We start from the raw sequence: 25064 nt of genomic DNA on the forward strand, positions 1-25064 counted from the left end.
CAAGGGCGACCTCTGGTTCTACCGGGTCGACGGCGATCTGCGTGACACCATCGCGCGGATCGACACCGAACGCTGTCCGCTCTGGCTAATGGCGGGCGAGTACGATTTCTCGTGCCGCCCAGAGGACATGCTGGCCACCGCAGAGGCCATTCCCGGCTGTCGCGCGGTGGTTATGGAAAGGCTTGGCCACTTTCCGATGAGTGAGAACTACGGGCAATTCGCCCGCAGCCTGACCCCGATTCTTGAGGAGATATCGGGGTCGGTCCCGCCGGCGCAGGGCGCCGACGCGGAAACCTGAAGACATTGAAATTGGGAGGAGAACCCGAATGAAACGGACAACTATTCTCGCGGCGGCTTCGGCCCTCGCCATGGTCGCGACCGGCGCGCTGGCGCAGGAGACCCTGAAGATCGGCGCGCTGACCACCATGTCGGGCGCTGGCGCAAGCTGGGGCAACGGCATGAAGCGCGCGGCCGAAATGGCTGCTGAGGACGTCAACGAGGCCGGCGGCCTCGAGGTCGGCGGCACCAAGTACCAGGTCGAGATCATCGCCTATGACGACAGCTACAAGGCCAACGAGGCCGTAACGGCTGCCAACCGCCTCGTCTTCGAGGACAAGGTGAAGTACATCATCGGCACCGTCGGCTCGGCCCCGATCCTGGCGATCCAGCCGATCACCGAGGAAAACGGCGTCATCACGATGACGCTTGGCTTCACCGCGCAGGCCCTGGGCGAAGACAAGCAGTACACCTTCCGCCCGAACCCGACCACGGCAGAGGTGGCGCAGCCGCAGATCGACTGGATCGTAGCCAACCAGGGCGTGAAGACCGTTGGCGCGCTTTTCCCCAAGGACGAGACCGGCGAGGCCATCGCGGGGGATTTGTCCGCTGCCTATGAAAAGGCGGGCGCGACCCTTGCGGCGAAAGAATTCTTCGAGCGTGACCGCGTCGACTTCATCCCGCTTCTGACCCGCATCATTGCCCAGGGCGTCGATGCGATCGAGCTTGACGGCAACTCTCCGGTCACCGCGGGGCAGATCGTGCAACAGGCCCGTGATCTGGGCTTTGAGGGCGTGATCATCCGCACCGGGGGTCCCGCGACCCAGGAGATCGTGAACGTCGCGGGCGAAGCGGCCACCGAAGGGATGTTCGTCCACTCGGCCTTCGATCCGGGTGTGGCCAGCGCCAAGGCCTACGAAGACCGCTACGTCGAGACCTACAACGAGCCGATGAACGGTTTCTCGCCCTTCTTCTACGACGGGACCAAGATGCTGTTCCAGGCCATGCAGGACGCCGGCACGGTCGAGGACACCGAAGCGGTGAAGACGGCCTACGAGAACATCACGGATTACGAGGGCATCCTTGGCACCATGAACTGGACGGGTGCGGACCGCTACGGGATCGCGCACCAGCTCGACAGCCCCTTCTACATCGCCCGGGTGACCGGCGGCCAGGAAGAGATCGTCGCCCGCTGCACTTCCGCAGGCTGCGAATAAGCGCTCCCCCCGCCGCGTGTCGCCCCCCGGGGCGGTGCGCGGCCCTTTTGTGAAAAGGACCAGCTTCCGTGAGCTTTCTCATTGCCCAGTCGCTGATCAACGGCGTGATCCTGGGAACACTCTACCTTTTAATGGCGATCGGCTTCACATTGGCCTTCGGTGTGATGCGCATCGTCAACTTCGCGCATGGCGAATTCTACATGCTTGGCGCCTTCGGCGCTCTGATCGGTGTGACCTGGCTGGGGCTGCCCTATCCGGTGACCCTGGCGCTGACCATCGTCTTCGCGATCCTGTTCGGCGCGGTGATCGAAAGGCTGGTCTTCCGGCCCTTCCGCAATGACGAGCTGTCCGGCATGATCGCTTCCCTCGGGTTGGCGATGATCCTGCAGCACGGGGCGCTGATCCTTTTCGGGCCCGATCCGCAGGCCTTCCCGGCCATGGTGTCGGGCGTGTTCAAGTGGGGCGCGCTGATCGTGCCCAAGTCGCGGGCCCTCGCGCTTGGCATCGGCATCGTCATCCTGCTGGTCTTCTATCTGTTCCTGATGCACACGCGGCACGGACGTGCGCTGCGCGCGCTGGTCCAGGACCAGGAAGTCGCAGCCGTCTTCGGCGTCCGGCTTGAAATCATGTATCCGCTCGGCCTTGGCCTTGGCATCGCGCTGGCTGCGGTGGCGGGCGGCCTGATGGCGCCGCTCTTCGGGGTTTCTCCCTTCATCGGTGCGACGCCGCTGCTGAAAGCCTTCATCGTGGTCATCCTGGGGGGCCTGGGGTCGATCCCTGGGGCGGCGCTTGCCGCGATCCTGCTGGGCCTGATCGAAAGCTTCACCTCGTCCTTCGTCAGCGCCTCTGCCGCCGACATCGTGATCTTCGCATTGGTCATCGGCGTGCTTCTGGTGCGTCCGGCCGGTCTGCTGGGGCGGGCCGAGGTATGAGCGTGGCAAAGTCTTACCCGACCTCTCGTTCGCTGCCGATGGGCCTGTTCTGGGCCGCGGCGCTGGTGCTGGTGGCAGTGATCCCCTGGATCACCGGCAGCACCTTCCACTTCCACATCGCGATCATGGTCTGCATCTCGGCCATGGCCACGGGCGGCCTTGCGGTCACGGCCTGGGTCGGCCAGCTGTCGCTGGCTCATGCCGCCTTTGCGGGGCTCGGGGCCTATACCTCGGTTCTGCTGGTCACGCGGTTCGACCTGCCCGTGCTGCTTGGTCTGCCGGCCGGCGCGCTTGTTGCCGGGGCCGTGGCCTTCGTCATCGGCGCTCCGCTACTGCGTCTGCGTGGTGTCTACTTCGTGCTGATCACCTTCGCGCTGAACGAGCTGTTCCGCCTGATCATGCTGGATGTGCCCGCGCTTTCGGGCGGTTCCAGCGGCATCGCGGGTATCCCCAAGCTCTCGATTTTCGGCATGACCCTGTCGAGCTACGAGGAGGTCTATCCCTTCGCGCTGCTGTGTCTTGCGCTTGTCATGGGCCTTTTGGTCCTGATCCGCAAAGGCCAGCTTGGCCGCCGTTTCGGCGCGGTAGAGGAAAACCTTGCCCTGGCCGAGGCCTCGGGCATCCCGACCGCCCGCACGCAGAACCTGGCCTTCACGCTCGGCAGCGCGATCGCCGGTTTCTCCGGCGCCTTCCTCGCGCACTACGTCGGCTTCATCTCGCCCGAGACCTTCGGCTTCCAGCTGTCGGTGTCTTACGTGATCATGTTGGTGACAGGCGGGCGACTGGCCCTCTGGGGGCCGCTGGTCGGCGCGCTCTTCCTGACCCCGCTGCCGGAGTTCCTGCGCGGCGCGGTCGAGTACCAGCACATCATCTACGGCGTTATCCTGATCGCGGTGCTGCGGTTCCTGCCGCAGGGCCTGGCAGGTCTGCCCGCACAACTTTCGCGGAAAGGAGACCGGTCGTGAGCACACTTCTCGAAATCGGCGGTCTGACCAAGCGGTTCGGCGGTCTCACCGCCCTGTCAGATGTCAGTTTCAACGTGGCCGAAGACGCGATCACCGGCCTGATCGGGCCGAACGGAGCGGGCAAGACGACCTGTTTCAACCTGATCACCGGGACCTTCTCGGCGACCTCCGGCACGATCCGCTTCCGGGGGCAGGATATCTCTGGATTGCCCCCGCATCGCATCGTCCAGCACGGGTTGGCACGGACCTTCCAGGCCGCCACGACCTTTCCCAAGGCGAGCGTGCGCGAGAACATCCTGCGCGGGGCACTGCTGCGCCATCCGCTTGGGTTGGGGTCGATGCTTTTCGGTGGCGGCGCGGCCCGGCGGGCCGAGCAAGGCGCACGTGACACGGTCGACAAGGTGATGGAAGCGCTGGAGCTGACCGAACACGCCGACCGCGCCGCCGGGACGCTGGCCTACGGGCATCAGAAGCGCCTGGGCGTGGCGATCGGACTGGCAACGCGACCCGGGTTGCTGCTGCTGGACGAACCGGCGGCGGGGCTCAATCCCGACGAGGTGGATCGCTTCGGCTCCATGTTGAAGGAGATCCGCGAAGGCTTCGGAGTCTCCGTGCTGATCGTCGAACACCACATGCGCCTGATCATGCGGGTCTGCGACCACCTCGTGGTTCTCGACCACGGCGAGAAGATCGCCGAGGGCGCGCCGGACAGGGTGCGCGACGATCCAAAAGTCATCGAAGCCTACCTGGGAGCCGACCATGCGAAGTGATCTTTCCGTCCGCAATCTGGTGGTGAACTACGGCCCCGTCCGCGCCCTGCATGGCGTCAGCTTCGACGTCCCCGAGGGGCAAGTGGCCGCGCTGGTCGGCTCGAACGGTGCGGGCAAGAGCACCGTGCTGAAGTCGATCTGTGGTCTGCTCAAGCCCGTCGAGGGAGAGATCCGCGTCGGCGAGCATGTGCTGCAACCCCGTCCGGGCGATCCGCTGCGCCACGGCGTCGCACTGTCCCCCGAGGGGCGGCGCCTGTTCGGCCAGCTCTCCGTCGAGGAAAACCTGATCATGGGGGCCTACACGGTCTCCGACAAGGCGGCGCGGCGGCAGATGCTGGAACGGGTTTACGGCTACTTCCCCCGTCTGAAGGAGCGCCGCCGCCAGATGGCCGGGTCGCTTTCGGGCGGGGAGCAGCAGATGTGCGCCATTGGTCGCGCCCTCATGGCGCAGCCGCGCATCCTGCTGCTGGACGAACCCTCGCTTGGGATCGCGCCGATCATTGTCGCAGAACTGGCCGTTCTCATCGAGGAAATCAGCCGCGACATGTCGATGACCGTGCTGCTTGTCGAGCAGAACGCCCAGATGGCGCTGTCGATCGCCGCGACCGGCGTCGTGCTGGAAACCGGCACCGTCGTGCTGACAGGCACCGGCCGGGAGCTGTTGGAAAGTCCGGAAGTCCGGGCTGCCTACCTAGGAACATAAGAAGGAAAAGAACATGTCGCTTCTCGCGAAGGAGGCCTCGATTCCTCCGGCCGACCAGATGCAGGACCTGCTGATCGCCGGGCGCCCGGTGGCCGGGGACGGGCCTCCGCTTGACGTGGTGAACCCGGCGACCGGTGCGCTTCTCGGGCGCGTGGGGACCTCTGGTCCGGCACAGGTGGCCGCGACGATCCAAGCCGGTCACGAGGCGCTGCGCCGCACCGGCTGGGCCCAGTTGCCCCCGCATGAGCGGGCGCGCATCCTGTCCCGCGCCGCCGACGAGATCGAGCGGCAGGCCGATCACCTTGCCGGTCTCCAGATGAGCGAGAACGGCAAGACGCGCAAGGAAAGCCATGCGCAGGCGATGTCCGCCGCCGGCATCTTCCGCTACTACGCCGCGGTCTGCGAATGCAGCGAAGAAGCGATGCCGCCCGCGCGTGGCGGCTACTTCACGATGCAGGTCTATGAGCCGGTCGGCGTGGTCGCCGCACTGACGCCCTGGAACTCGCCTCTGACGATGGGCGCGCAGAAGATCGCGCCGGCGCTCGCGGCGGGCAACGCGGTGGTGCTGAAGGCGGCCGAGACGACCTCCTTCGTGACGCTGGCCCTTGGACAATGCGTCGTCGAGGCAGGGCTGCCGGAGGGGCTGCTGTCGGTGATCGCCGGCGGCCGCGAGACCGCGGTCGCGCTGGTCGAGGATCCCGGCATCGGGCTAATCAGCTTCACCGGCGGCACCGCGACCGGGCAGAGCATCGCGCGCGGCGCGTCGGACCGGCTTGTGCCCCTGATCCTGGAGCTCGGTGGCAAGTCCCCGCATATCGTCTTTGCCGATGCCGACCTGGAAGCGGCGGCAAAATCGGTGGCCAGCGGGATCTTCGGCGGCACCGGGCAATCCTGCGTCGCCGGGTCCCGGCTGTTCGTCGAGGCCCCGGTCGCGGATCGGTTCCGCACACTGCTGATCGACGCCGCCCGCAAACTGACCTTGGGCCCCCCCAGCGATCCCTCCAGCGTGATCGGTCCGCTGTCCTCCTTCGCGCACCGCGAACGGGTCGAATCCTTCGTTAAGGCCGGAGTCGAGGCGGGCGGAGAGATCCTTTTCGGCGGGGAGCGACCCGAGGGCGAGGCCTTTGCCGAGGGGGCCTATTTCCAGCCGACGATCATCGGCGGGCTCGATAATTCTGCCAGGATCGCGCAGGAAGAGATCTTCGGCCCGGTGCTCTGCTTCATGACCTTCGAGGACGAAGCCGAGCTGGTCGGTGCGGCCAACGACAGCGATTTCGGCCTCGCGGCAGGCATATGGACCGAAAACTATCGCCGGGCCTGGCGGGTTGCGCGGGCGCTCGAGGCCGGCACGGTCTGGATCAACACCTACAAGCAGCTTTCCATCGCGGCCCCCTTCGGCGGCTTCAAGCTGTCCGGGCAGGGGCGCGAGAAGGGCCTTCAGGGGATGCGCGCCTACCAGCAGATGAAAAGCCTTTATTGGGCTGTCTGATAGGCGGAAAACGCGGAAGTGGCCGTTTCGGCGGCCGCTTCCCGCGCAGACTTGGGTGATTTGGCGACTACGGGAAGCGGTAAAAGAGAGGGGGAGGCCCCTCGGATCAGCAGGAGGTGAAGACGTGTTGGTCGCAGTGGACACTTCTGATAGGAATTTCTCGACGACGAGGCCCAATCCCCCGGTTCGATCGAGACAGGTTCAGGCGTAGCGCCAAATCCAACCAACGCATAGGTCGAGGTAAATGTGACGGCCCAGGACAACACAAGTCGCGACAAGGACGAATCATCGCGCGGCGTTGCGGCAGTGAACCGAGCGCTCTCGATTATCGCGGCTCTCGAAGCCAGCACGATCCCACGCAACCTCTCCGAGATCGCGCGCGCGACCGGGCTCTACAAGAGCACGATCCTGCGACTGATGGAGTCATTGCAATCGGCCGGCTACGTGATCCGGATCGAAGAGTCCAAGTATGCGCTCGGCCCGACTATCATGCAGCTTGGTCTGGCCTACGAGCGCAGCAACCCCCTGCGCCATCACTTCCTGCCGGTTATGGAACGTCTCGTCTCGATCGGAACAGAGAGCCCTTCGTTCCACGTGCGCCAGACCGAGACCGAGCGGCTGTGCCTGTTCAGGCTGGACTCGCACCACTCCACCCTAGACCGTGTGCAGGTCGGGGATCGCTTGCCGCTTTATAAAGGCGCGGCAGGAAAAATCCTGCGCGCTTTCGGAGACCCCCCCGAGCAGGGCAGCGATATGGATCTGATCCGGCAGGAGTGCTTCGCCATTTCGCTTGGAGAAAGGGACAAACTTTGTGCGGGCATCGCCGCCCCTGTATTCGCTGGATCGGAGCGCCTGCTGGGAGCGCTGTCTTTCTCCGGGCCGAGGGAACGCTTCCGCGAAGAGGATATTGCGCGTATGCGGCCACAGATAATTGATGCCGCAAGGGAGCTCTCTCTTGGGTTGGGGCGGTAGGTCTTCATTTTTCAGCATCTGGTGGAACGGCTTTGTCAGCTTGTCTGGCCCTGAGTGCTACGATCCGGCAACACAGCTTTCACGCGGCCAGTTCTGCCGCATAGTCGGCCCAAAGGCTCAACGCGTCAGACCTCGCATGACGGTATGACTGGGCGGAGAGGCGATGGCGTTGCGCTCGGAACCAGGTGGCCATCTGATCGTGAACTGAGACGAACCGTTGCGCCTGACCAGAGGACTTGAAGCGCCCCATGATCTTCTCTCGTCGCCGGGTGTGCCGAGGCGAAGCTTCGGCCCGTTGCTGACGATGGCGACCAGCAATCTGGTACGGCTGCCGAAACTGCTGGCGGCCTGACTGGGAAGTTGAGCTGCTCCCCGTCTCTTGGACAGGATCTGGCGTAAAATAAGCTACTCTTTGTACCTGCTGATCGGGTTGTTTGATGTCATTTCTCTGCCAATAGACCAGTGCTGGTGACTTACCGCCGAGGGCTGAACGAGGGCGCTGGTGATTGTAGAAGGTCAGCCATTTCCTGATGGCCGCCTTTGTCTCCGAACCGGTCTCCCAAGTCAGTAGGTAGGGATAGGTCTTGTGACCCTTCGCTGGCCTGCTCCTGTCGGGCTTCTGGTAGATCGGCATGAGCCCCATCAGGCGCATCAGTCGCCGGGTGCGTTTCTCGTTCACCAGATGGCCGTCGTTGCGCAGGTGCCAGGTCATCTGCCGAACTCCGAAGAACGGCGTCTCCAGGAACTGCTCGTCGATCGTCCTCATCAGGCCGAGGTTCTGCTCAGTCTCTCCCTTGGGCGTGTAGTAGAAAGACGAACGCGCGATCGACAGCAACTTGCACTGCTGGCCGATTGACAGATCCGGGTGGTCTGGCTCGATCATGCCGGTTCGGGGTTGGCCTCGGACCGATGGCGGCACGCCCCCCCGCCCACTTCCCGCCCCGGGGCTTCGGCTTTTGTTCCAAAAAAAAGTTGGCCACCGTCTCGCCATTGTCTCTCGGACCAATGGCGTTCCAATGGCTCGATCCCCGATCTTGGCCTGGAGCTCCTTTACCTGCTCCGCGTCAATCTCCGGCTTCTTGCGGCCCCCGCGTTCGAACACACCGGAAGCGCCTTCGAGCAGGGCCCGCTTCCATTGATGGATCATCGTCGCCCATCGGTGTTTGCGGGCAAACACCTGTCGGTTCAAGATGCACCTCGCACCGGCTTGCCAGCTCGGCAGCGTTGTTCGGGCTTACGCCGCGCCATTGGCGCGACGATCCCTCCAACCCTCGCCTTTCAGCGCTTTCAGCGCGACCTTCGCCTTGAACTCAGGCGCGTGCTGCTTCCGTTTCGACATCTCTGATCTCCTTCTCGTCGAAGATCAGCAGACTGCAAATCGTAGCTTATGTCAGTGGCCGAATTTCGGAGGATAGCTCAGCACGTTTTGATTCAGCGTAAGGTCAACCATCTGTCTCCAGAGGCATGTTCCAGGCAATTTCGGGTTTGTCTCGCAGACCAGTCCTTCTTGACGCGGCGCACAATACAAGTGCCTTTTTGGCAAAATTATTTTTCCTAAGGATTAGAAGGATGAGGGCGTGCGAGCACCCTGACCCCCATGAACTGCACGATTGGCCGATGTGCTGCCCGAAAGACCCAAGAATTGCGGAACTAGTTGAAGAGTTTGCTTTCTCGCTTAATCCACGGGTCCAGGAGACTGAAGCTGTGATTGTTGAAGGGCTAAAGGCATGTGTTGTGAGCGAAGAATCGAAGGCAAGACCTCGGCGTCGCCGCGTCTGAGTAGATCTTCCCTACAGATGATGTGGTTTAAAGTGCGGTACGTAATATCTTTTTGATTTTTTTTGATGTTTTTAATATATAACAATTGGTTGTGAGATATTTTACTCCCCCTTCGTCTCCGCCATAAATCCCTGACACATAGGTGATTTCCTGGCTGACACATCTGAGAGGATGGTCATTTGGGAACACGCGCGGTTGCCGGTCGGTCCTTCTCACGTGAGATGGTCGGCCTTTCGGCGCTGCGCACTGAATAGGCTCGCGTCTTTCAGATGCCCTTGGGCCTCAGTTTCATGTCTTCGTACATCCTGCGATTTTTCACTCTTCTGTCGACAGGGGCGTTGCGATTCGGGTTTTGACGATCAGCTGTCGGGCGGTCGAGATCCGCATTTGCCATAGGCCGCCGCGCAGGAGCGCGGCGGCCTTGGTGGAGGTTTATCGGCGTCAGACACGAGTGGGCGAGGGGGCACGCGCTGTTTCCTGCAATTGTGCAGGGTCGGTGGCGTGCCCAGGGGGCTCAGACCCGTGGCATTTCCGAGAAGATCTCGGGGCCGTCCTCGCGCAGGATGACGATCTCTTCCAGGCGCAGGCCGAACTTGCCCTCAAGGTAAATGCCTGGCTCGATAGAGAAGACATTGCCCTTGGCCAGGGGCGTCTCGGAGGTGCCGGTGATGTAGGGCGGTTCGTGGATGTCTATGCCCAGGCCGTGGCCGGTGCGGTGCAGGAAGCGGTCGCCGTAGCCGCCTTCGGTGATGACATCGCGCGCGGCGGCATCCACGGCGCTGGCGGGGGCGCCGGGTTTCGCGGCGGCAAGGGCGGCCTGCACGGCGGCTTCGACCAGGTCGCGGACCTTCAGGAACTCAGGGTCGGGATCGGGGCCGAACCAGCGGCAGCGGGTCATGTCCGAGGGATAGCCGTCCAGCACGCAGCCGGTGTCGATCAGCACGGCCATGTTGTCGCCCAGGGCGGTGATGCCGGGGTGGTGGTGCGGGAAGGCGCCGTTGGCGCCGAAGCAGACAGAGCAGAAGGCCGCGGTGGCGCCATTGGCTTTGTAATGCGCCTCGATCAGCTCGACCACCTGGGCCTCTGTCATGCCCGGCTTCAGGGCGGCGAAGGCGGCTTCGACGGCAGCATCGTTGAGCAGATGCGCGGCCTTGATGCGGGCGGCTTCGCCCTCGTCCTTCATGGTACGCAGCAGGCCGACGGTATCGTCCGTGAAGCGGCGGCGCGGGCTGTCCAGGCTGTCGAGCAGCAGCAGGGCGAAATCGGCGCGCATGGTCTCGTCGATGACAACCGAGAGGCCGGGACGGCGGGCGTTGCTGGCATCAAGCAGGGCGTCCAGCGCGGCGCGGGGACCCGTGTCATCGACCCAGGTGAAGAGCGGAAGGGAGGTGACCTCTTTCGCCATGGCAGCGTTGAGCGAGGGCATCAGGAAGCCGGCGTGATCGGCGCTGACCAGTAGCATCACGGGGCGTTCGTCGCCATGCGGGTTGAGCCCGGTCAGCCAGGCCATGTGGCTGGAGGGGCCCAGCACCACCAGGTCGGTTTCGGTTTCCGCCATCCGGGCGCGCAGCCGCGAGAGGCGCTCTTCGGCCTGCATCAGATAGGACATTCTTTACTCCTGAAACGAAACGGGCCGCCGGCGAACCAGCGACCCTGTGATCTTGCGGGCGGTCGAAGGATTACTCCTTCTCGACCAGCCGGTAGTAGACGAAGTCGGAGGTCGCGCCGTTGACGTAGCCCGAGACATCCGCGCCCATGGCGACCTCGTAGGAGGCCTGGAACATGATCACGATCGGAGAATCCTCCTGCACCTTGGCCTGCAGGTCACGGTACATGTCCAGACGCTTGTCGGGATCGGCTTCCGACAGGGCGGCCATGGTCTCTTCGTTGATCTCGTCCGGCACGGCCCAGGCGTTCCGCCAGGTGGTGGTGGCCTGGTAGTTTTCGTCCGAGTTGTCCGCGTTGTAGGCGAAGGCCTTCGCGTTGGAATGCGGGTCCATGAAGTCCGGGCCCCAGTACAGCAGCATCGCCTGGTGGGTCCGCTCACGGTACTTGGTGATCACCTGGGCACCGGTGCCGGGCAGGATTTCGAACTCGATGCCCGCGTCGGCGAAGCTGGCCTGCAGCGATTGCGCCATGTCGGTGAAGGGGGCGGAGTTGATCACGTCCAGCGTCACTTCGATGGGGGTCTCGATGCCGGCGTCGGCCAGGATCTGCTTGGCCTTCTCCGGATCATAGGTGAAGGGCGTCTCGTCGTAGGAGCCGGGGAAACCCTTCGGCCAGAAGGCCTGGTGGACCTCCATCTGGCCCTTGATGATCGTGTCGGTCATGCCGGTGTAGTCGACCAGGTAGCGCGCGGCTTCCCAGACGGCGGGATCGGTCAGGCTTTCGGTCTTCTGGTTGAAGGACAGGAAGTGGACGGCGGCCTGCGGGAAGGTCTCCACCTTGATGTCCTCGCTGGAGAGCGAGGCGATCTGGTCGGGGGTCAGGTTGCGGGCCATGTCGATGTCGCCCTGTTCCAGCAGCAGCTGCTGGGTGGCGGCTTCGGCCACGTGGCGGATGATCACCTGGGACATCTCGGGCGCGCCCTTGAAGTAGTCCTCGTTGGCGGCCATGCGCACCATCTGACCGGGGGTGTAGGCGGTCAGCTCGAAGGGACCGGAGCCTGCCGAGTTGGCGTTCAGCCAGGCATTGCCCATGTCGCCGTCTTCCTCGTGCTCCATCACCAGCGCCTTGTCGACGATGGAGGCGGGGCGCGCGGCCAGCACGTTCAGCACGAAGGCGGGGGAGAAGTCGCCCTCGTATTTCACCGTGACGACATTGCCGTCGGCGGTGACCATGTCGTCCACGTTCTCCGGGGTCCAGCCAAGCTGGGCGAGGATGAAGGCGGGCGTCAGGTTCAGCTTGATCACGCGGGTCAGCGAGAACAGCACGTCCTCGGCCGTCACCGGGTTGCCGGAGTTGAAGACCGCATCGTCACGCAGGGTGAAGGTGATGGTCTTGGCCTCGGCGTCGACCTCCCAGTCGGTCGCGATGCCGGGGGCCAGGACGGTGGGATCTTCCGCATCGTACTGGACCAGGCGGTCGTAGAGGTTGGTCACGAGCTCACCAGAGGTGAATTCATAGGCCTGCGCCGGGTCGATCGCGACGATGTCGTCGATATTCTGGGCGATGACCAAGACGCCGTCGGGCGTGTCGGCCAGGGCTGCGGTGCCCGCCAGGGGCAGCGCGAGCGCCGAGGCTAACAGCGCGGATTTCAGCTTGTTCATGTGGCTCTCCTTGTTGGGGTTGAGTGGAGCGGGACGGCGTTGATCAGCTCTCCAGCTGCGCCATCTCCGGTAGTTTCATCCCGCCCTTGCGGTTCAGCACGGCCAGGGTTCCCGTCCAGAGGATCCGGACGGGCTTGTCGGTGGGATTGGTCCAGGAATGGGCGCGCAACCCGCTGTAATGCAGGCTGTCACCGGCCTTCATCCGGATGACCTGGCCGTCGAGGGTCTGCTCTATCTCGCCGTCCAGGATAAAGATGATCTCTTCGCCCTCGTGGCTGACCACCTCTGACACATAGCCCGCAGGCACATGCAGGATGTAGCTGGACAGTTCGGCGCCTGGGAAATCGGTGGCCAGGTTCTCATACCCGATGGAGGAGCCGTTCAGCGAGAACTGGGGCCGCGTTTCGGCGCGCGTCAGGCTGTCGGTTGGGCGGGGGGCGGCGATGAAATATTCCAGCGTCACATCCAGCGCCGCGGCGATCTGCGCCAGCGTCCCCAGCGAGGGCGTGGCGTTGTCGCGTTCTACCTGGCTGAGATAGCCGACAGAGACACCCGCCTTGTCGCACAATGCCTGAAGAGTCAGCCCAAGCTGCTTTCGGCGCTTGCGAATAAGCGGTCCGAGCTGCGGCTCAGCTTTCTGCTTCTCCCGTGCCATGGCACGTTCCTCCGAGATCATTTCCGTTACGGTACAAAAAATTTTTTACTATGGCAAAAATTTTTTGTAACACTGGGGGCGAGAATTCACTCGACCGATGCCAAAGGAGGCGGACACCTTGGCGACAGAAGCATCAATGGCCGTCAGGGCGGGACGCGGTGCGCGGGGGATCGGCGGCTTCGTCGTCGTCACTGCGCTGACCTTCCTGGGCCTGCTGGCAATCACCTTCTTCATCGGGCGCGTGGTGCCCATCGACCCCGTGCTTTCGGTGGTCGGGGACCGCGCGACGCAAGCGCAATACGACGCGGCGCGCGTCGCCATGGGGCTGGACCGGCCGATGGTCGTGCAGTTCTTCGACTACGTCTGGTCGGTGATGCAGGGCGACCTGGGGCGCTCGATCTCGACCAACCGGCCTGTTGCGGACGACCTGCTGCGGGTCTTCCCGGCGACGCTGGAGATGGCCACCCTGGGTATCCTCATCGGCGTGGTGCTGGGCGTGCCCGCCGGGGTCTGGGCCGCCACGCGGCGCGGCGAATGGGTGGACCAGGTGATGCGCGTCTTCGCGCTGCTGGGCTATTCGGTGCCTGCCTTCTGGCTGGGCCTTGTAGGGCTGGCGATCTTCTATGCCGGTCTGGGCTGGGTCGCGGGGCCGGGGCGGCTGGACATCTTCTATGAGGGCCTGGTGCCCGCGCGCACCAATGTCATGCTGATCGATGCCGCGTTGGCGGGCGATTGGAGTGTCTTCTGGAACGCGCTGTCGCACCTGGTGCTGCCGGCCTCGATCCTGGGCTTCTTCTCCCTGGCCTTCATCGCCCGGATGACCCGCAGCTTCATGCTGGACCAGCTAGGGCAGGAGTTCATCACCACCGCCCGCGTCAAGGGCGTGCCCGAGTGGCGGGTGATCTGGGTGCATGGCTTCAAGCCGATCCGCGTGCCGCTGATCACCGTCATCGGCCTGTCCTACGCCGCGCTGCTGGAGGGGTCCGTGATGATCGAGACCGTCTTCAGCTGGCCCGGTATCGGCAATTACCTGACCACGGCGCTGCTGAATGCCGACATGAACGCCGTTCTGGGCGCCACGCTGGTCATTGGCTCTGTCTTCATCCTGATCAACAAGATCTCGGACGTGCTCTACCGCGTCCTCGACCCGAGGAGCAAATGATGAGCACCAGAGACTGGCTTCTTGACGACAGCCCCGCCACGCTGACCCAGGCCAACCTGGGCCGCGCCTGGCGGATGATGAGCGCGCTGATGCGCAATCCGCTGGCCGTGGCGGGTCTGCTGATCATCGTGGCTCTGCTGGCCACGGCGCTGTTCGCGCCCTGGATCGCGCCGGAAAGCCCGGTGGGGCAGAACCTGCAGGCGCGCCTGCTGCCGCCTTCGGCAGAGCATTGGATGGGCACCGACGAGCTGGGCCGCGATATCTTCAGCCGCGTGGTCTACGGCTCTCGCATCACGCTGATGATCGTGGCGCTGGTCGCCGTGATCTCGGCCCCGCTGGGTCTGATCATCGGCGCGGTTGCGGGCTATTTTGGCGGCTGGGTCGACCGCATCCTGATGGGTCTCACGGATGTCTTCCTGTCGCTGCCCAAGCTGATCCTGGCGCTGGCTTTCGTCGCCGCCCTGGGACCCGGGATCGAGAACGCGATCATCGCCATCGCCATCACCGCCTGGCCCGCCTATGCCCGTATCGCACGGGCCGAGACGCTGACCTTCCGCAATGCGGAGTACATCCAGGCGGTGCGGCTGGTGGGCGGTTCCCACACCCGGATCATCACCCGGCACGTGCTGCCGCTTTGTACCTCTTCGATGATCGTGCGGGTGACGCTGGACATGGCGGGCATCATCCTGACCGCCGCCGGCCTGGGCTTCCTTGGCCTTGGCGCGCAGCCGCCGCTGCCGGAATGGGGCGCCATGATCTCGCGCGGGCGGACCTTTATCCTGGACCAGTGGTGGGTCGCCACCATGCCGGGCTTCGCCATCATCCTGGTCTCGCTGGGCTTCTGCTTCCTGGGCGACGGGCTGCGCGACGTGCTGGACCCGAAACAGGGGGGCGAGAAATGACCGGCGCACCGCTTCTTGAAATCGAGGACCTGCGGGTCAGCTTCGCCACCCCCAAAGGGCCGGTGGAGGTCGTGAAGGGCCTGAACCTGACCCTGGGCCGTGAGGAACGGCTGGGTATCGTCGGCGAAAGTGGCTCGGGCAAGTCGATGACGGGTCGGTCGATCCTGCGGCTGATCCGTTCGCCGGGCAAGCAGACCGCGAAGACCCTGCGCTTCGATGGGCTGGACCTGATGGGCCAGAGCAACCGGCAGATGCGCCAGATCCGTGGCGCGCGGATCTCTATGATCATGCAGGATCCGAAGTTCTCTCTGAACCCCGTCATGACCATCGGCCACCAGATCGCCGAGGCGTTGCAGGTGCATGAAAAACTGCCCCGCCGCGACCTGCAGGCGCGGGTGATCGAGATGCTGAACTCCGTCCGCATCAACGAGCCCGAGCGGGTGGCGAAGATGTATCCGCACGAGGTTTCGGGCGGCATGGGGCAGAGGGTGATGATCGCCATGATGCTGATCCCGCGCCCGCAGCTGCTGATCGCGGATGAGCCGACCTCGGCGCTGGATGTCTCGGTTCAGGCGCAGGTGCTGGACCTGATCGAAGAGCTGGTGACCGGCAACGGCATGGGCCTGATCCTGATCAGCCACGACCTGAACCTGGTGGCGCGCTACTGCGACCGCATCCTGGTGATGAACGGCGGCGAGGTGGTCGAGGCCTGCGCGGCCAAGGATCTGCACAAGGCCAGTCATCCCTACACCAAGGGTCTGCTGGCGGCACAGCCGCGCATGCAGGAAACCCGAGACGAGCTGCCGGTCCTGGACCGCAGCGGAGGAGCAGGCACATGAGCAGCCCCGCGATTTCCCTCAAGGATCTGGATATCTCCTACGGCGACACGAAGGTCGTGCGCGATGTCACCTTCGACGTGGCGACGGGCGAAAGCTTTGCCCTGGTCGGCGAAAGCGGTTCGGGCAAGTCGACCGTGCTCAAGGCCATCGCCGGGCTGGCGCCGGACTGGACCGGAGAGATCTCCGTGCTGGGCAAGCCGCGCGGCCATGGTACCGACCGGGCGTTCTCCGAGACCTGCCAGATGGTCTTCCAGGATCCCTATGCCTCTTTGCATCCGCGCAAGACCATCGACACCGTCCTTTCGGAGCCTCTGGCGATCCACGGCATCGGCAAGCGCAGCGAGAAGGTGGTCGAGATGCTGGGCGCCGTCGGCCTTGACCAGCGCTTTCGCTTCCGCTTTCCGCACCAGCTGTCGGGCGGGCAGCGCCAGCGTGTCGCCATCGCCCGGGCCCTGATGCTGGAGCCCAAGGTGATGCTGCTGGACGAGCCGACATCGGCGCTGGATGTCTCGGTGCAGGCAGAGATCCTGAACCTGCTGAAGCGGCTGCGCCGTGAACAGGGGCTGACCTACCTGATGGTCACCCACAACCTGCCGGTGGTCAGCTTCATGTGCGACCGCATGGCCGTGATGAACAAGGGTCGCATCGTTGAGATCGCCCCCAAGACCGCGCTCTACGACGGCAGCTTTGCCGATCCCTATACGCGCGACCTCTATGCCGCTTCGGGCGGCAATCCTGATGCCGATCCCGTGGTTGCGGCGGCATCCGAAAGCAAGGACCCCGCATGACCGATACCACAAAGACGCTCGCCGATTTCACCACCGCCCTGGCCGCCGCGACAACCGAAGAGGCGGCCTTTGACGCGCTCTGCGCGCTGACCAAGGCGACAGTGGGCGCCAAGCTGTTCACCGTGATGACCTCGGACACCGATGCCATGGTGGCACGGCGCGCCTATACCGACGATGCGCAAAACTACCCGACCTCGGGCGAGAAGCCGATCGAGCTGAACCGCTGGTTCGACCAGGTGCTGACCCGGCAGGAGGCCTTCGTGTCGAACACGCTGGCCGATATCGACACGGTCTTCCCCGATGCCGAGCTGATCGGCAAGCTGGGCTGCGGCTCTGTGGTGAACCTGCCGCTGATCATCGGCGGCAAGGTCATCGCGACGATGAACATCCTGCATGAAGAGGGCTATTACACGCCCGAGCGCGTGGCCCAGATCCACGACATGCTGCGCCTGCCGGCCACGGCGGCCTGTGCCGTGGCGATGGTGCTGCGCGGCTGATCAAGGCCGCCATCTGCATGGTCCATAGGTGACGTGATGACGGCTCAGCCCCCCGCTGAGCCGTCGTCATGGAACCGGCTTTCCCATTCCTTGTGTTTCTCACTTGCTTCGCGAATGAACGGCGTGAAGATCGCGAGGTTGAGCAGTGCCCAGTTAATAAGGCGAGCGGGAAACCGTGTTGGCTTGGCAAAATCCACGAAAAGCACCACGCGCGTCTTGTCGGTGTGGTTCCAGGCCTCGTGATCATAGGCATCGTCGAAGATAAGCGCCTTGCCTTCTTTCCACTGGCAGACCTGGTCCCGGACCCGGATGGCAAGGTCCTCCGGCCCTGCTTCGGGCACGACCATGCCGACGTGCAGCCTGAGGACACCGTTGTAGGGCCCGCGATGGGGCGGCAGGTGCTTTCCCGGCTCGAAGATCGAGAAAATCACCGCCCGCACCCCCGGGATCTTGCGCGTGGCCTTCCATGTTTCGGGGCAGGTCGCGATGTTGCGCGCGGACTTGAGGCCGTAGGCGTAGATGAAGAACGTCTTCCAGTGGCTGTCGGTCGAGATCGCCTTCACCTCAGACGAGATGTCGTGGAAATTCGGAAGCTCCGATTGCCGTTGCAGAACCGGGAGCAGCTCGGCCCGGATCGCCGGTGCGGCGGCCTCGAGCTCTTTCACCCAGGGGAAATCGGCGGTGTCATAGACGGGCGGGTTGCCGTTAACGGCGTAGCGGTAGTTCAATGCCTCTGCCCATTTGATGAGCCTGGTCATCAGGCGCGAGGAGAGAGAGGGGCGCTCCATCGCGTTGATCCCGTCCGTCTTGAAGGCCTGGCTGGCCTTGGCTTCGGCGGGCGATCCGGCGTTCATGTCTTTCATGGTCGTTCTCTTTCATGCGTCGTCTGGCAGGGTGGCATCCTGGGTCAGCGCCTTGGCGGACCCGGGGAAAGGCCGTTCTTGAGAGGGCAGGGCGGTCACCAGTCCGACCCGCGCGGATTGTCCGACACGATCCGCCCGTCCTCGAAGGTGAAGACATTGTCCATCTGGCTGGCATTGCGGGGATCGTGGGTGACCACGACGACCGCTGCGCGCCGTTCCTCGGCAATCTGGCGAAACAGCCCCATGGCCTGCCGCCCGCGTTCCCCGTCAAGGGCCGCGGTGGGTTCGTCCGCGAGGATCAGGGCGGGCGCGTTGGCCACCGCTCGGGCGATGGCGACACGCTGCTGTTCGCCCCCGGACAGTTGCATGGGCTTGCTGCGCAGCCGGTGCCCAAGGCCAAGCGCGCGCAGAAGCTCAGCCGCATGCGCGCGGGCGTCGGTGGCGCGCACATCGTCTATCGACAGGGCAAGGGCCACGTTTTCCTGCGCGGTCAGGAAGGGGATCAGGTTGGGTTTCTGGGCGACGAACCCGATATGGCGGCGCCGGAGATCGCGCATCCGGTCGATATCGGCACTGGCCGAGTTCACCTCGATACCGTCGATCTCTACGGACCCGTCGTCCGGGCGGATGATCAGCCCCGCGATCAGCAGCATGGTGCTCTTGCCCGAGCCCGACGGGCCGACGATCCCTACCACCTCGCCCCGCCGCGCGGTCAGGGTGACGCCATCCAGGGCACGCACAAGGCTGTCGCCGCTGCGGTAGTGCTTGCGCGCGCCGCGCACCGCGAGGGCGCTCATGACAGCACCTCGCGCGCGTCGACCTTCATGGCCCGCGCGATGCCCACCCAGCTGGCGACAAGGCAGATGGCGAGCAGTGCAAGGCTGAGCCAGGCCAGCGTGGGCAGGTCGACGATCACCCGACGGGGGAAATAGGGCAACACGCTGAGCGATACCGCGACGCCCACGCCATAGCCGGCCAGGCCCATCAGCAGCGCCTGCTGCCCGATCAAACCTGCAATAACCGCGTTTCGCGCGCCCAGAAGCTTGAGCGTCGCGATCTCGTGCAGCTTTTCCACCGTCATGGAGTACATGATCAGCGACACCACGATGCAGGTCACGATCAGGATCAGCCCGGTAAAGGCCAGAAGCTGGGCCCGCAGCTTGCCGAGGCGGTAGCTGAGCGTCAGCACGCGCTGTTCTTCCTGGGACAGGACGCTGACATCGCCCCAGCCTTCGATCCGCGCGCGGACGGTGTCTGGATCGGCCCCCGGCGTCAGCCCGGCCAGGACCGCTGAGATTGCCGGGCGTCCCGTTGCGCCCGGCTCTGCCGCGCGGGTCAGCAGGATATCCTCGCTCGTGCGGGTCGAGAGGATGTCGAGCGCATCGCCCATGCCGACGAAGACGAGCCCGTCGCCGGCGGTGTCGACCATGCCGTCGGCCACCCCGACGATGCGGTAGCTGTCGCGCCCAAGCTGCACCGCCTCGCCAAGCGCCAGATGCAGGCTCTTGTCGGCGATGGCCTCGTATCGCGTCGTGGTCAGCAGCCGCCCCGCGGCGAGCGTGATCCAGCTGCCGTCATCGCGGGGCACATCAAGGCCCAGGATCGTGGCGCGGTCCTGCCGGCCTTTGTGCGTGATCTGGTAGTCGAACTGCGTGAACCCCCGGGCCCAGGCGACGCCCTGAACCGCATCCACCCGACCGGTGACGTTGCGCGGGACGGAGGAGACCTCGGCAATGGGGCCCTTGGTGCCGCCCTGCACGATCCAGAGGTCGGCATCCACGCGGTTGAGCACCATCAGCGCATCGGCCATCACGCCCTTGTAAAGACCCAGCATTCCGATCACGGCGAGCATCAGGAAAGCGACGCTGCAGGTCGTCAGAAGGAACCGCGCCGGGGCATGGGCGATATCGCGCAGGGCAAGGTTCACGGGGCTTCGCTCCGCACAGGCATCCGGGGGTAAAGCGGCCCCTCGGGAAGGATGACGCGGGCATCCTGGGGGAGCTGCGTGGCAAGGATAACGCGACCGGTGCCGGTTTCGCTGAAGTCGATGGGGCGGAACGAGGCCCGGCCGTTGCGGACAAGCCAGAGGCCCTGTTCGCCCCCCTTCCAGGCGATGGCCGTGTCGGGGACTGTCTGGACATCCGTTTGCCGGTCCACGGTGACTTCGACCCATGCGCGCTGCCCGATGGCCCAGTTGCGGGGCAGGGTCTTCGGGCGGATGTCGACGGTGAACTCGCGCGTTTCCGCGTCGACATGGCGCCCGACCCGGAGCACTTCGCCGGATATCCTCTGTCCGCCGATCCGGGCAGCGGCGGGCTGGCCGGGCTGCAGGCGAGAGATGGTCCCTTCGTCGAACCGCGTGCGGATCACAACGGCCTCTGGCTGCACAACCCGCAGGATCTCTTGCCCCACAGAGACCACCGCGCCGGCGCTTTCGGACCGGCTGACGACCAGACCGGCAATCGGGGCGGCAATTCGCAGCTGTTCGAGCGCCGACTGGATCGCCGCGTCTTCGGCCTGAGCCACCTTGAGCATGGCGCGCGCTGCCTCCAGCGCATGGAGGCTGCTGCTGTGATCGGCGCGTGCGGCCTCGAGGTCGGCCTTGGCGTCATCGACGGCAAGTTGCGACCCGGCGGTGCTTGCGAAAAGACGCGTCCTGCGGTCCAGGTTGCGCCTGGTGCTGTTCAGCACCGATGCGGCCCGCGTAATATCGGCCTGCGCCTTGCGGATCTCGGCCTGCCGCACCTCGATCGTGGCGCGTGCAACGTCGTGGTCGGCGGCAAGACTGGTCTCGTCCAGCCGCACCAGCGTGTCGCCCGCGCTGACGCGGTCGCCCTCTTCAACTGCAAGCTTAAGGATCACGCCGTTCACGCGGCTCGATATGCGGACATCGGTGAGGGAGGCGAGCGTGCCGGGGCCTGAAACCCGGATTGCCTGATCAGCCGTGGAGACCGCAATCGTGGCGACCGTTCGCGGACGGACATAGCGTTCGACCACGATGGCCAGGAGCAGCCCCGCGATGCACAGCGCCAGGATCGGCGCGCGCCGCCGCCGTGCAAGGCGCGCCGGGGGCGCCATGGCAAGCGCCGTGACATCGCTGTCGTAGCTATCCTTCATCTGGAACCGCGTCCTCGTGGTGCGCCTGACAGTCCGAAAGGGCAGAGGGACCCGCCCCCACTGGTAGGTGCCGGGGCCTGCGGGCGTCATCGGCGGGATCTGGGGCGTGCGGGGCAGGGACCTTCGCGGACCTTGCACGGGGCCGATCCCTTCAACGGCCAGCCAAGCGGCACGTATGAACCAGATCGCCTGTCCCGGTTATTTTCCGTTCAGTGTGGTGCTTCTTGAATGTGATCTGGCCTGAATTGAACCAGCGGAGGTACGGTTAGAGATTTCGGACCCCCGGGGCTTGCCATTTCACGACAAAGAGCACTCCTGGCGTCGAAATGTGGTTCAAATCCTGCTGGGCATGCAATTATCGAACGAACTAGATCCACGACTTTGGAGGAGTTCGACAGGAATGAAGGCAATCACCTCCGCCCGAGGCATTGGTCCCTTGCCGGACTTCGTCGATCGATGGGAAGGCTCCGCAGCCGCCGCGCGCATCTTCACGCGGGTCGGCCTGCCGGTCGAGCTGAGCCTTTCGCCCGACCAGATGATGCCGCTTCACAAGCTCGCGGAGCTTTACGAGGCCGCCGCCTGCGTGACCGGCAACAGCCTGTTCGGATTTCACGTCGGACTTGAGATGACCGAAAAGTTTGGCTGCTGGGTGGATTATGCGCGCTGCGCGCCTGACTTGCACACCTGCCTTCAGCGGGCCAGCCGCACTCTGGGCTATCACCAGACCGGCACGCGCCTGGTCCTGACTGTCGGCAAGACTATCGCACGGTACAGCTACATCCTGCCCGGCCTTCCCCGGGCGCACGCGCAGCATGTCGAACACGCCCTCCCTTCCTTGCTGCGGACGTTCCGGCAATTCACCGGCCCTGGCTGGAAGCCGTTGTTCATCGAAACGGATCAGACGCGCAGTCGCCGTATCGATGCGCTGGAACAGGCGCTGTCGATCCCGGTTCACTGCGATTGCCCGGCCACTGCGGTGGTGTTTCCCGCCCGGCTGCTGAACAGCCGGTCCCATCGTGACATGCCCAGGCCGCGGCAAATCTACCTGCAGGATCTCAGGACGATGGTCCGCAAGCGCGCACCGGAGGATTTCGAGAATGTGGTCAGGGAATTGATCCATACGAACCTTCTGAGCGGTCGCACGGATGCGGCAAGCATTGCGGACAGCCTGGGCATTGGACTGCGCACCTTTCAACGCCGGCTGGCGAAGGACGATCTGTGCTACCGATCGCTTCTGACCGACGTGCGTCTGGAAAAGGCCTGTGCCTTGTTGGTCGATAGCGACATGCAAGTTTCCGAGATCGCCTTCCTCTCAGGCTATAGTGAGCAGTCCCATCTGGCGCGCGCGTTTCGTCGGAAGCTTCAGATGCCACCGGGAACCTACAGGCAAAAGGCCCGTGCAAGGGGCGGTAGTGGCACCACGTAGGGGGCAGGCCGGTGAATCAAGGTTGCCGTCTTCGCTGATCCCTTGGTCCGGACGCGATGATGAACTGCAGGCGGTCAAGGGATGCCGCGGGGCAGGACAGCCCCGCAGCATCGGCACGCGCGGCCTAGTCTTGCGCCGGACGCAGCGCGCGCAGCAGCTTTTGGGTGCTGCCTTTCACTTTGAGACTGAAGAAGCGGACATCGGCGGTGCCATTGTATACCCGCACTACGTGCGAGGTGTTTCGCGGCACCGGAAGGCAGAACGTGCCGGCTGCAACCCTGACCGTTTCGCTGACTTGCCTGGCAGACGCCAAGGTACTTTGCTCAGGACCGCTCACGATACTCACTGTTGCCAAGGCGTCTTCGGTGGCTGTCACTGTTCCAAGGATGAACCCGTCATCATCGATACGAAACTGGGTATCGGGCCTAATCTGCGCGTGATTGCCGTCTTCGTCCAGGTCACGCTGCAGGGTCATATGGGGCATATTCAAGGGAACCAGCCAGGCTTCGACCTTTATGTCCCCCTCGCCGGTCATGCGTTCGCACGTGAGGTAATATTGCTCGTCAGCGCAGAGCGGCACCGTCATCGAACCATGGGTGGCATAGCCATCGCCCGCGGCGTCAAGGCAGATCCACTGTTCGGCCTCCACGTTGCCGTCTTCCGTGCCAGTCGTCAGGCGCAGCCGCGCCGTCGCCGCATTGTCGTCAGGGATTGAGAAATTTGCCACCAACATGGCATCAACCGGAGAAACCACACTGACGGGAATACCCCCGGCGTCCAGTTCGTCGATCGCGGTGTAATCACCAAGAAAGCTGGATACGGTAGAAACGCCCAGTTGGTACTGCCGTCCTTCGGTATGCGCTTGGTTGATGTCCCCCGTCCAATCGAGCACGTATCGATCTTTCTGTGGCACCGGCAAGAGTACCGATCCATATTCCAGACCCAGCGGGGAGTGTCCATCGATCCGCTGCGAGACCCGCACTTTTCCAGGGGTCATCTCTGGCCCCGATTTGCCCGAGAGCAGTCCCCGCGCGTCATGAGAAAATGCTGTCCCCAAGACAAATCCAGCCTCTTTGTTCATGTCATGGGAATGGCCAAGTGTACCGAGCTTGCGTCCACTGCCGATGAGGCCCGGGGCCGTCTCATCAAGAAGGGAGTACAACAACGTCGCATCCAGGAGGCTCTCCGCGATCCGCTCTGGCTGGTCCACGCCGGCCAGCTCCGCCAGATCACTGATCGGCCTGAACTCGGTCACCGGCTTGCCGCCGCTGGCAACAAGAAGCAGGATTGGCGCGTTATAAAGGCTGTCACTCCAGTCTTCCGCCTCCACGCTGGATGTGCCCCCGTAGGATTTGACCCTGATCGAGATTGCGTTGCGGTGCTCTTGCAGAAACTCGCTTTCGTCATAAGCGGCCTCTGCCTCAAGTTTTCCGCTGGCCAAGATGCCTTTATACCCGACGTCCAGCGCCGCCTCGATTTCGGTCGAAGAGGCCTCGTTGAACACGCTGTCCTGGATCTCAGTCTCCATGAAGGCGGTGCCCCCCATGCGTCCGCTTTCAACGAAGTGGGTGCCATAGGTCTGGAGTAGCTTGAAATAGGGGCTTAGCGACTCTTCGGTTTTTTCCTCCAGAGGGGTCAGTGCCCGGAGCTTCTTAAGGAATTCTCCTTCCAGAGACTGAGGCCCCTGAAGATTTGTTCGCTGAAACTTCAGGTGCGAGATTGCATGATACTGCAGGGCGTAGGAGTTGGCGCTGGATTGGAACAGGTTCCCGTTGTAGACCAGACTGGAACTTGCCGAAGCGCCGAAGCCCATGAAACTGGCCTTGGCAGAGACGGCCACGGCGTAGCCTTGTTCGTAATCGGTTTCCGTTTCAAGTATTGTCGTTGATTGGTGACGAAAAGAGTCGATGCCTGTGTAGGCCGCAACTTCATTGGGAATCAGCTTTTTCGTGCCGTTCCAATCGATCCATTTATGGTCAAAGCCACGACTATAAGACGCTTTGAAGATAGGGTTGGCGCGGAATTTTGCACGCGGGACGTCGAAGCCGCGGACGAGATAATCATGAAGGTTCGGAATCCGGTCGGTGCTTTCGCTGTAGGCTCTCTGTGCTGCCATTTCAGTCTCCATCTTGTTGAGGCAGGATGGGAAGCCGCAAGCAGCCGCTGTCAAAAGCAGTGACCTGGATATTGGGGCGGGCGTGGATTTCCTGCCCTTGCGATCATTGGGTAAACACCCCGATCGGTCTTGCCATTTTCGGACAAAGCTGGGGTTTGCGCAGCTTTGGCGACCGGCAAGAACCCGGTTGCCTGGCTTGCGCTGGGGCGGGGTTTTGGCGCGCGAAGGCTGAGTGGGATTGGGTATCGTCACCCTGCATGTGACAAGAGACCGGTCGCTTGAGTATCGACGGCTGCACCGACAAGGCATGAAACCCAAGTTCCAACG

22 protein-coding genes and 2 pseudogenes are annotated in these 25064 nt (G+C 63.9%); 14 read left to right on the forward strand and 10 right to left on the reverse strand.

The genetic code is table 11. From position 1 onward, the window contains the following. The 8 genes from HCZ97_RS01395 to HCZ97_RS20780 all read left to right on the forward strand — a co-directional run. On the forward strand, nucleotides 1–298 hold a 298-nt coding region (locus HCZ97_RS01395), incomplete at its 5' end, for an alpha/beta fold hydrolase (protein ID WP_167686887.1). A 28-nt stretch (nucleotides 299–326) separates the two neighbouring features. Beyond that, nucleotides 327–1493 carry an ABC transporter substrate-binding protein gene (locus HCZ97_RS01400; protein WP_167686888.1) on the forward strand — a complete coding sequence of 389 codons (1167 nt, stop codon included), beginning with the start codon at nucleotides 327–329 and terminating at the stop codon, nucleotides 1491–1493. A 68-nt stretch (nucleotides 1494–1561) separates the two neighbouring features. Next, the gene (locus HCZ97_RS01405) at nucleotides 1562–2425 is read left to right on the forward strand and encodes a branched-chain amino acid ABC transporter permease (RefSeq protein ID WP_167686889.1); all 864 of its coding nucleotides are present in this window, start codon (nucleotides 1562–1564) and stop codon (nucleotides 2423–2425) included. Next, on the forward strand, nucleotides 2422–3390 hold the full coding sequence (locus HCZ97_RS01410) for a branched-chain amino acid ABC transporter permease (RefSeq protein ID WP_254871291.1): 969 nt from the start codon (nucleotides 2422–2424) through the stop codon (nucleotides 3388–3390). The genes HCZ97_RS01405 and HCZ97_RS01410 overlap by 4 nt, the downstream gene beginning before the upstream one ends. Then, on the forward strand, nucleotides 3387–4160 hold the full coding sequence (locus HCZ97_RS01415; RefSeq protein WP_167686890.1) for an ABC transporter ATP-binding protein: 774 nt from the start codon (nucleotides 3387–3389) through the stop codon (nucleotides 4158–4160). Before HCZ97_RS01410 ends, HCZ97_RS01415 begins: the two co-directional genes overlap by 4 nt. Continuing rightward, nucleotides 4150–4863, forward strand: coding sequence for an ABC transporter ATP-binding protein (locus HCZ97_RS01420; RefSeq protein ID WP_167686891.1), 714 nt, complete (start codon nucleotides 4150–4152; stop codon nucleotides 4861–4863). The genes HCZ97_RS01415 and HCZ97_RS01420 overlap by 11 nt, the downstream gene beginning before the upstream one ends. Before the next feature lie 13 nt (nucleotides 4864–4876). Next, a complete protein-coding gene (locus tag HCZ97_RS01425) occupies nucleotides 4877–6352 on the forward strand; it encodes an aldehyde dehydrogenase (protein WP_167686892.1) in 1476 nt (491 codons plus the stop codon). Nucleotides 6353–6598: 246 nt separating this feature from the next. Further along, nucleotides 6599–7324 carry an IclR family transcriptional regulator gene (locus HCZ97_RS20780; RefSeq protein WP_167686893.1) on the forward strand — a complete coding sequence of 242 codons (726 nt, stop codon included), beginning with the start codon at nucleotides 6599–6601 and terminating at the stop codon, nucleotides 7322–7324. 79 nt (nucleotides 7325–7403) lie between these two features. Here the strand turns inward: HCZ97_RS20780 and HCZ97_RS20520 are convergent. The 5 genes and pseudogenes from HCZ97_RS20520 to HCZ97_RS01450 form a co-directional block, all read right to left on the reverse strand. Then, nucleotides 7404–7619 (reverse strand): annotated as a pseudogene (locus HCZ97_RS20520) (IS6 family transposase); the annotation flags it as partial. A gap of 333 nt (nucleotides 7620–7952) precedes the next feature. Further along, nucleotides 7953–8471: pseudogene (locus tag HCZ97_RS20785) on the reverse strand (IS3 family transposase); the annotation flags it as partial. Nucleotides 8472–9617: 1146 nt separating this feature from the next. Next, nucleotides 9618–10712 (reverse strand): Xaa-Pro peptidase family protein, encoded by a 1095-nt coding sequence (locus HCZ97_RS01440; protein ID WP_167686895.1) that lies wholly within the window; start codon nucleotides 10710–10712, stop codon nucleotides 9618–9620. Between the two features lie 70 nt (nucleotides 10713–10782). Next, on the reverse strand, nucleotides 10783–12372 hold the full coding sequence (locus tag HCZ97_RS01445) for an ABC transporter substrate-binding protein (RefSeq protein ID WP_167686896.1): 1590 nt from the start codon (nucleotides 12370–12372) through the stop codon (nucleotides 10783–10785). Between the two features lie 43 nt (nucleotides 12373–12415). Next, nucleotides 12416–13027 carry a helix-turn-helix domain-containing protein gene (locus HCZ97_RS01450; protein WP_167686897.1) on the reverse strand — a complete coding sequence of 204 codons (612 nt, stop codon included), beginning with the start codon at nucleotides 13025–13027 and terminating at the stop codon, nucleotides 12416–12418. A 136-nt stretch (nucleotides 13028–13163) separates the two neighbouring features. Between HCZ97_RS01450 and HCZ97_RS01455 the strand changes: the two genes are divergently transcribed. The 5 genes from HCZ97_RS01455 to HCZ97_RS01475 are packed head-to-tail and all read left to right on the forward strand — an operon-like array spanning nucleotide 13164 to nucleotide 17215. Next, entirely contained in the window at nucleotides 13164–14189 is a 1026-nt protein-coding gene (locus tag HCZ97_RS01455; RefSeq protein ID WP_167686898.1) for an ABC transporter permease, read from the forward strand. After that, entirely contained in the window at nucleotides 14189–15091 is a 903-nt protein-coding gene (nikC, locus tag HCZ97_RS01460; protein WP_217701710.1) for a nickel transporter permease, read from the forward strand. The genes HCZ97_RS01455 and nikC overlap by 1 nt, the downstream gene beginning before the upstream one ends. After that, on the forward strand, nucleotides 15088–15930 hold the full coding sequence (locus HCZ97_RS01465) for an ABC transporter ATP-binding protein (RefSeq protein ID WP_167686900.1): 843 nt from the start codon (nucleotides 15088–15090) through the stop codon (nucleotides 15928–15930). Before nikC ends, HCZ97_RS01465 begins: the two co-directional genes overlap by 4 nt. Further along, complete coding sequence (locus HCZ97_RS01470) at nucleotides 15927–16718, forward strand: ABC transporter ATP-binding protein (RefSeq protein WP_167686901.1); 792 nt, start codon at nucleotides 15927–15929, stop codon at nucleotides 16716–16718. Before HCZ97_RS01465 ends, HCZ97_RS01470 begins: the two co-directional genes overlap by 4 nt. Beyond that, nucleotides 16715–17215, forward strand: a complete 501-nt coding sequence (locus HCZ97_RS01475) for a GAF domain-containing protein (protein WP_167686902.1) — start codon at nucleotides 16715–16717, stop codon at nucleotides 17213–17215. Before HCZ97_RS01470 ends, HCZ97_RS01475 begins: the two co-directional genes overlap by 4 nt. Nucleotides 17216–17259: 44 nt before the next feature. Here the strand turns inward: HCZ97_RS01475 and HCZ97_RS01480 are convergent, their stop codons facing one another. The 4 genes from HCZ97_RS01480 to HCZ97_RS01495 form a co-directional block, all read right to left on the reverse strand. Continuing rightward, the gene (locus HCZ97_RS01480; RefSeq protein WP_217701711.1) at nucleotides 17260–18078 is read right to left on the reverse strand and encodes an aspartyl/asparaginyl beta-hydroxylase domain-containing protein; all 819 of its coding nucleotides are present in this window, start codon (nucleotides 18076–18078) and stop codon (nucleotides 17260–17262) included. Between the two features lie 95 nt (nucleotides 18079–18173). Beyond that, the gene (locus HCZ97_RS01485) at nucleotides 18174–18875 is read right to left on the reverse strand and encodes an ABC transporter ATP-binding protein (protein WP_167686903.1); all 702 of its coding nucleotides are present in this window, start codon (nucleotides 18873–18875) and stop codon (nucleotides 18174–18176) included. Next, a complete protein-coding gene (locus HCZ97_RS01490) occupies nucleotides 18872–20005 on the reverse strand; it encodes an ABC transporter permease (RefSeq protein ID WP_167686904.1) in 1134 nt (377 codons plus the stop codon). The genes HCZ97_RS01485 and HCZ97_RS01490 overlap by 4 nt, the downstream gene beginning before the upstream one ends. Beyond that, nucleotides 20002–21195 (reverse strand): efflux RND transporter periplasmic adaptor subunit, encoded by a 1194-nt coding sequence (locus HCZ97_RS01495; RefSeq protein WP_167686905.1) that lies wholly within the window; start codon nucleotides 21193–21195, stop codon nucleotides 20002–20004. The genes HCZ97_RS01490 and HCZ97_RS01495 overlap by 4 nt, the downstream gene beginning before the upstream one ends. A 400-nt stretch (nucleotides 21196–21595) precedes the next feature. Between HCZ97_RS01495 and HCZ97_RS01500 the strand changes: the two genes are divergently transcribed. After that, nucleotides 21596–22621: an AraC family transcriptional regulator gene (locus HCZ97_RS01500; RefSeq protein ID WP_167686906.1), complete on the forward strand. Its 1026-nt coding sequence runs from the start codon at nucleotides 21596–21598 to the stop codon at nucleotides 22619–22621. Nucleotides 22622–22745: 124 nt separating this feature from the next. Here HCZ97_RS01500 and HCZ97_RS01505 read toward each other — a convergent pair whose 3' ends face one another. Continuing rightward, nucleotides 22746–24737 (reverse strand): MAC/perforin domain-containing protein, encoded by a 1992-nt coding sequence (locus HCZ97_RS01505; protein ID WP_167686907.1) that lies wholly within the window; start codon nucleotides 24735–24737, stop codon nucleotides 22746–22748. Between the last annotated feature and the right edge of the window lie 327 nt (nucleotides 24738–25064).

This window comes from Pseudooceanicola sp. HF7, from assembly GCF_011806405.1.
Classification (GTDB): domain Bacteria; phylum Pseudomonadota; class Alphaproteobacteria; order Rhodobacterales; family Rhodobacteraceae; genus Pseudooceanicola.

What these genes read in the sequence shown, in the direction of transcription:
- HCZ97_RS01400 (WP_167686888.1), top strand. Translation starts at nt 327, where the DNA reads ATGAAACGGACAACTATTCTCGCGGCGGCTTCGGCCCTCGCCATGGTC.
- HCZ97_RS01410 (WP_254871291.1), top strand. Translation starts at nt 2,422, where the DNA reads ATGAGCGTGGCAAAGTCTTACCCGACCTCTCGTTCGCTGCCGATGGGC.
- HCZ97_RS01420 (WP_167686891.1), top strand. Translation starts at nt 4,150, where the DNA reads ATGCGAAGTGATCTTTCCGTCCGCAATCTGGTGGTGAACTACGGCCCC.
- HCZ97_RS01425 (WP_167686892.1), top strand. Translation starts at nt 4,877, where the DNA reads ATGTCGCTTCTCGCGAAGGAGGCCTCGATTCCTCCGGCCGACCAGATG.
- HCZ97_RS01440 (WP_167686895.1), bottom strand. Translation starts at nt 10,712, where the DNA reads ATGTCCTATCTGATGCAGGCCGAAGAGCGCCTCTCGCGGCTGCGCGCC.
- HCZ97_RS01445 (WP_167686896.1), bottom strand. Translation starts at nt 12,372, where the DNA reads ATGAACAAGCTGAAATCCGCGCTGTTAGCCTCGGCGCTCGCGCTGCCC.
- HCZ97_RS01450 (WP_167686897.1), bottom strand. Translation starts at nt 13,027, where the DNA reads ATGGCACGGGAGAAGCAGAAAGCTGAGCCGCAGCTCGGACCGCTTATT.
- HCZ97_RS01455 (WP_167686898.1), top strand. Translation starts at nt 13,164, where the DNA reads ATGGCCGTCAGGGCGGGACGCGGTGCGCGGGGGATCGGCGGCTTCGTC.
- nikC (WP_217701710.1), top strand. Translation starts at nt 14,189, where the DNA reads ATGAGCACCAGAGACTGGCTTCTTGACGACAGCCCCGCCACGCTGACC.
- HCZ97_RS01465 (WP_167686900.1), top strand. Translation starts at nt 15,088, where the DNA reads ATGACCGGCGCACCGCTTCTTGAAATCGAGGACCTGCGGGTCAGCTTC.
- HCZ97_RS01470 (WP_167686901.1), top strand. Translation starts at nt 15,927, where the DNA reads ATGAGCAGCCCCGCGATTTCCCTCAAGGATCTGGATATCTCCTACGGC.
- HCZ97_RS01475 (WP_167686902.1), top strand. Translation starts at nt 16,715, where the DNA reads ATGACCGATACCACAAAGACGCTCGCCGATTTCACCACCGCCCTGGCC.
- HCZ97_RS01480 (WP_217701711.1), bottom strand. Translation starts at nt 18,078, where the DNA reads ATGAAAGACATGAACGCCGGATCGCCCGCCGAAGCCAAGGCCAGCCAG.
- HCZ97_RS01485 (WP_167686903.1), bottom strand. Translation starts at nt 18,875, where the DNA reads ATGAGCGCCCTCGCGGTGCGCGGCGCGCGCAAGCACTACCGCAGCGGC.
- HCZ97_RS01495 (WP_167686905.1), bottom strand. Translation starts at nt 21,195, where the DNA reads ATGAAGGATAGCTACGACAGCGATGTCACGGCGCTTGCCATGGCGCCC.
- HCZ97_RS01500 (WP_167686906.1), top strand. Translation starts at nt 21,596, where the DNA reads ATGAAGGCAATCACCTCCGCCCGAGGCATTGGTCCCTTGCCGGACTTC.
- HCZ97_RS01505 (WP_167686907.1), bottom strand. Translation starts at nt 24,737, where the DNA reads ATGGCAGCACAGAGAGCCTACAGCGAAAGCACCGACCGGATTCCGAAC.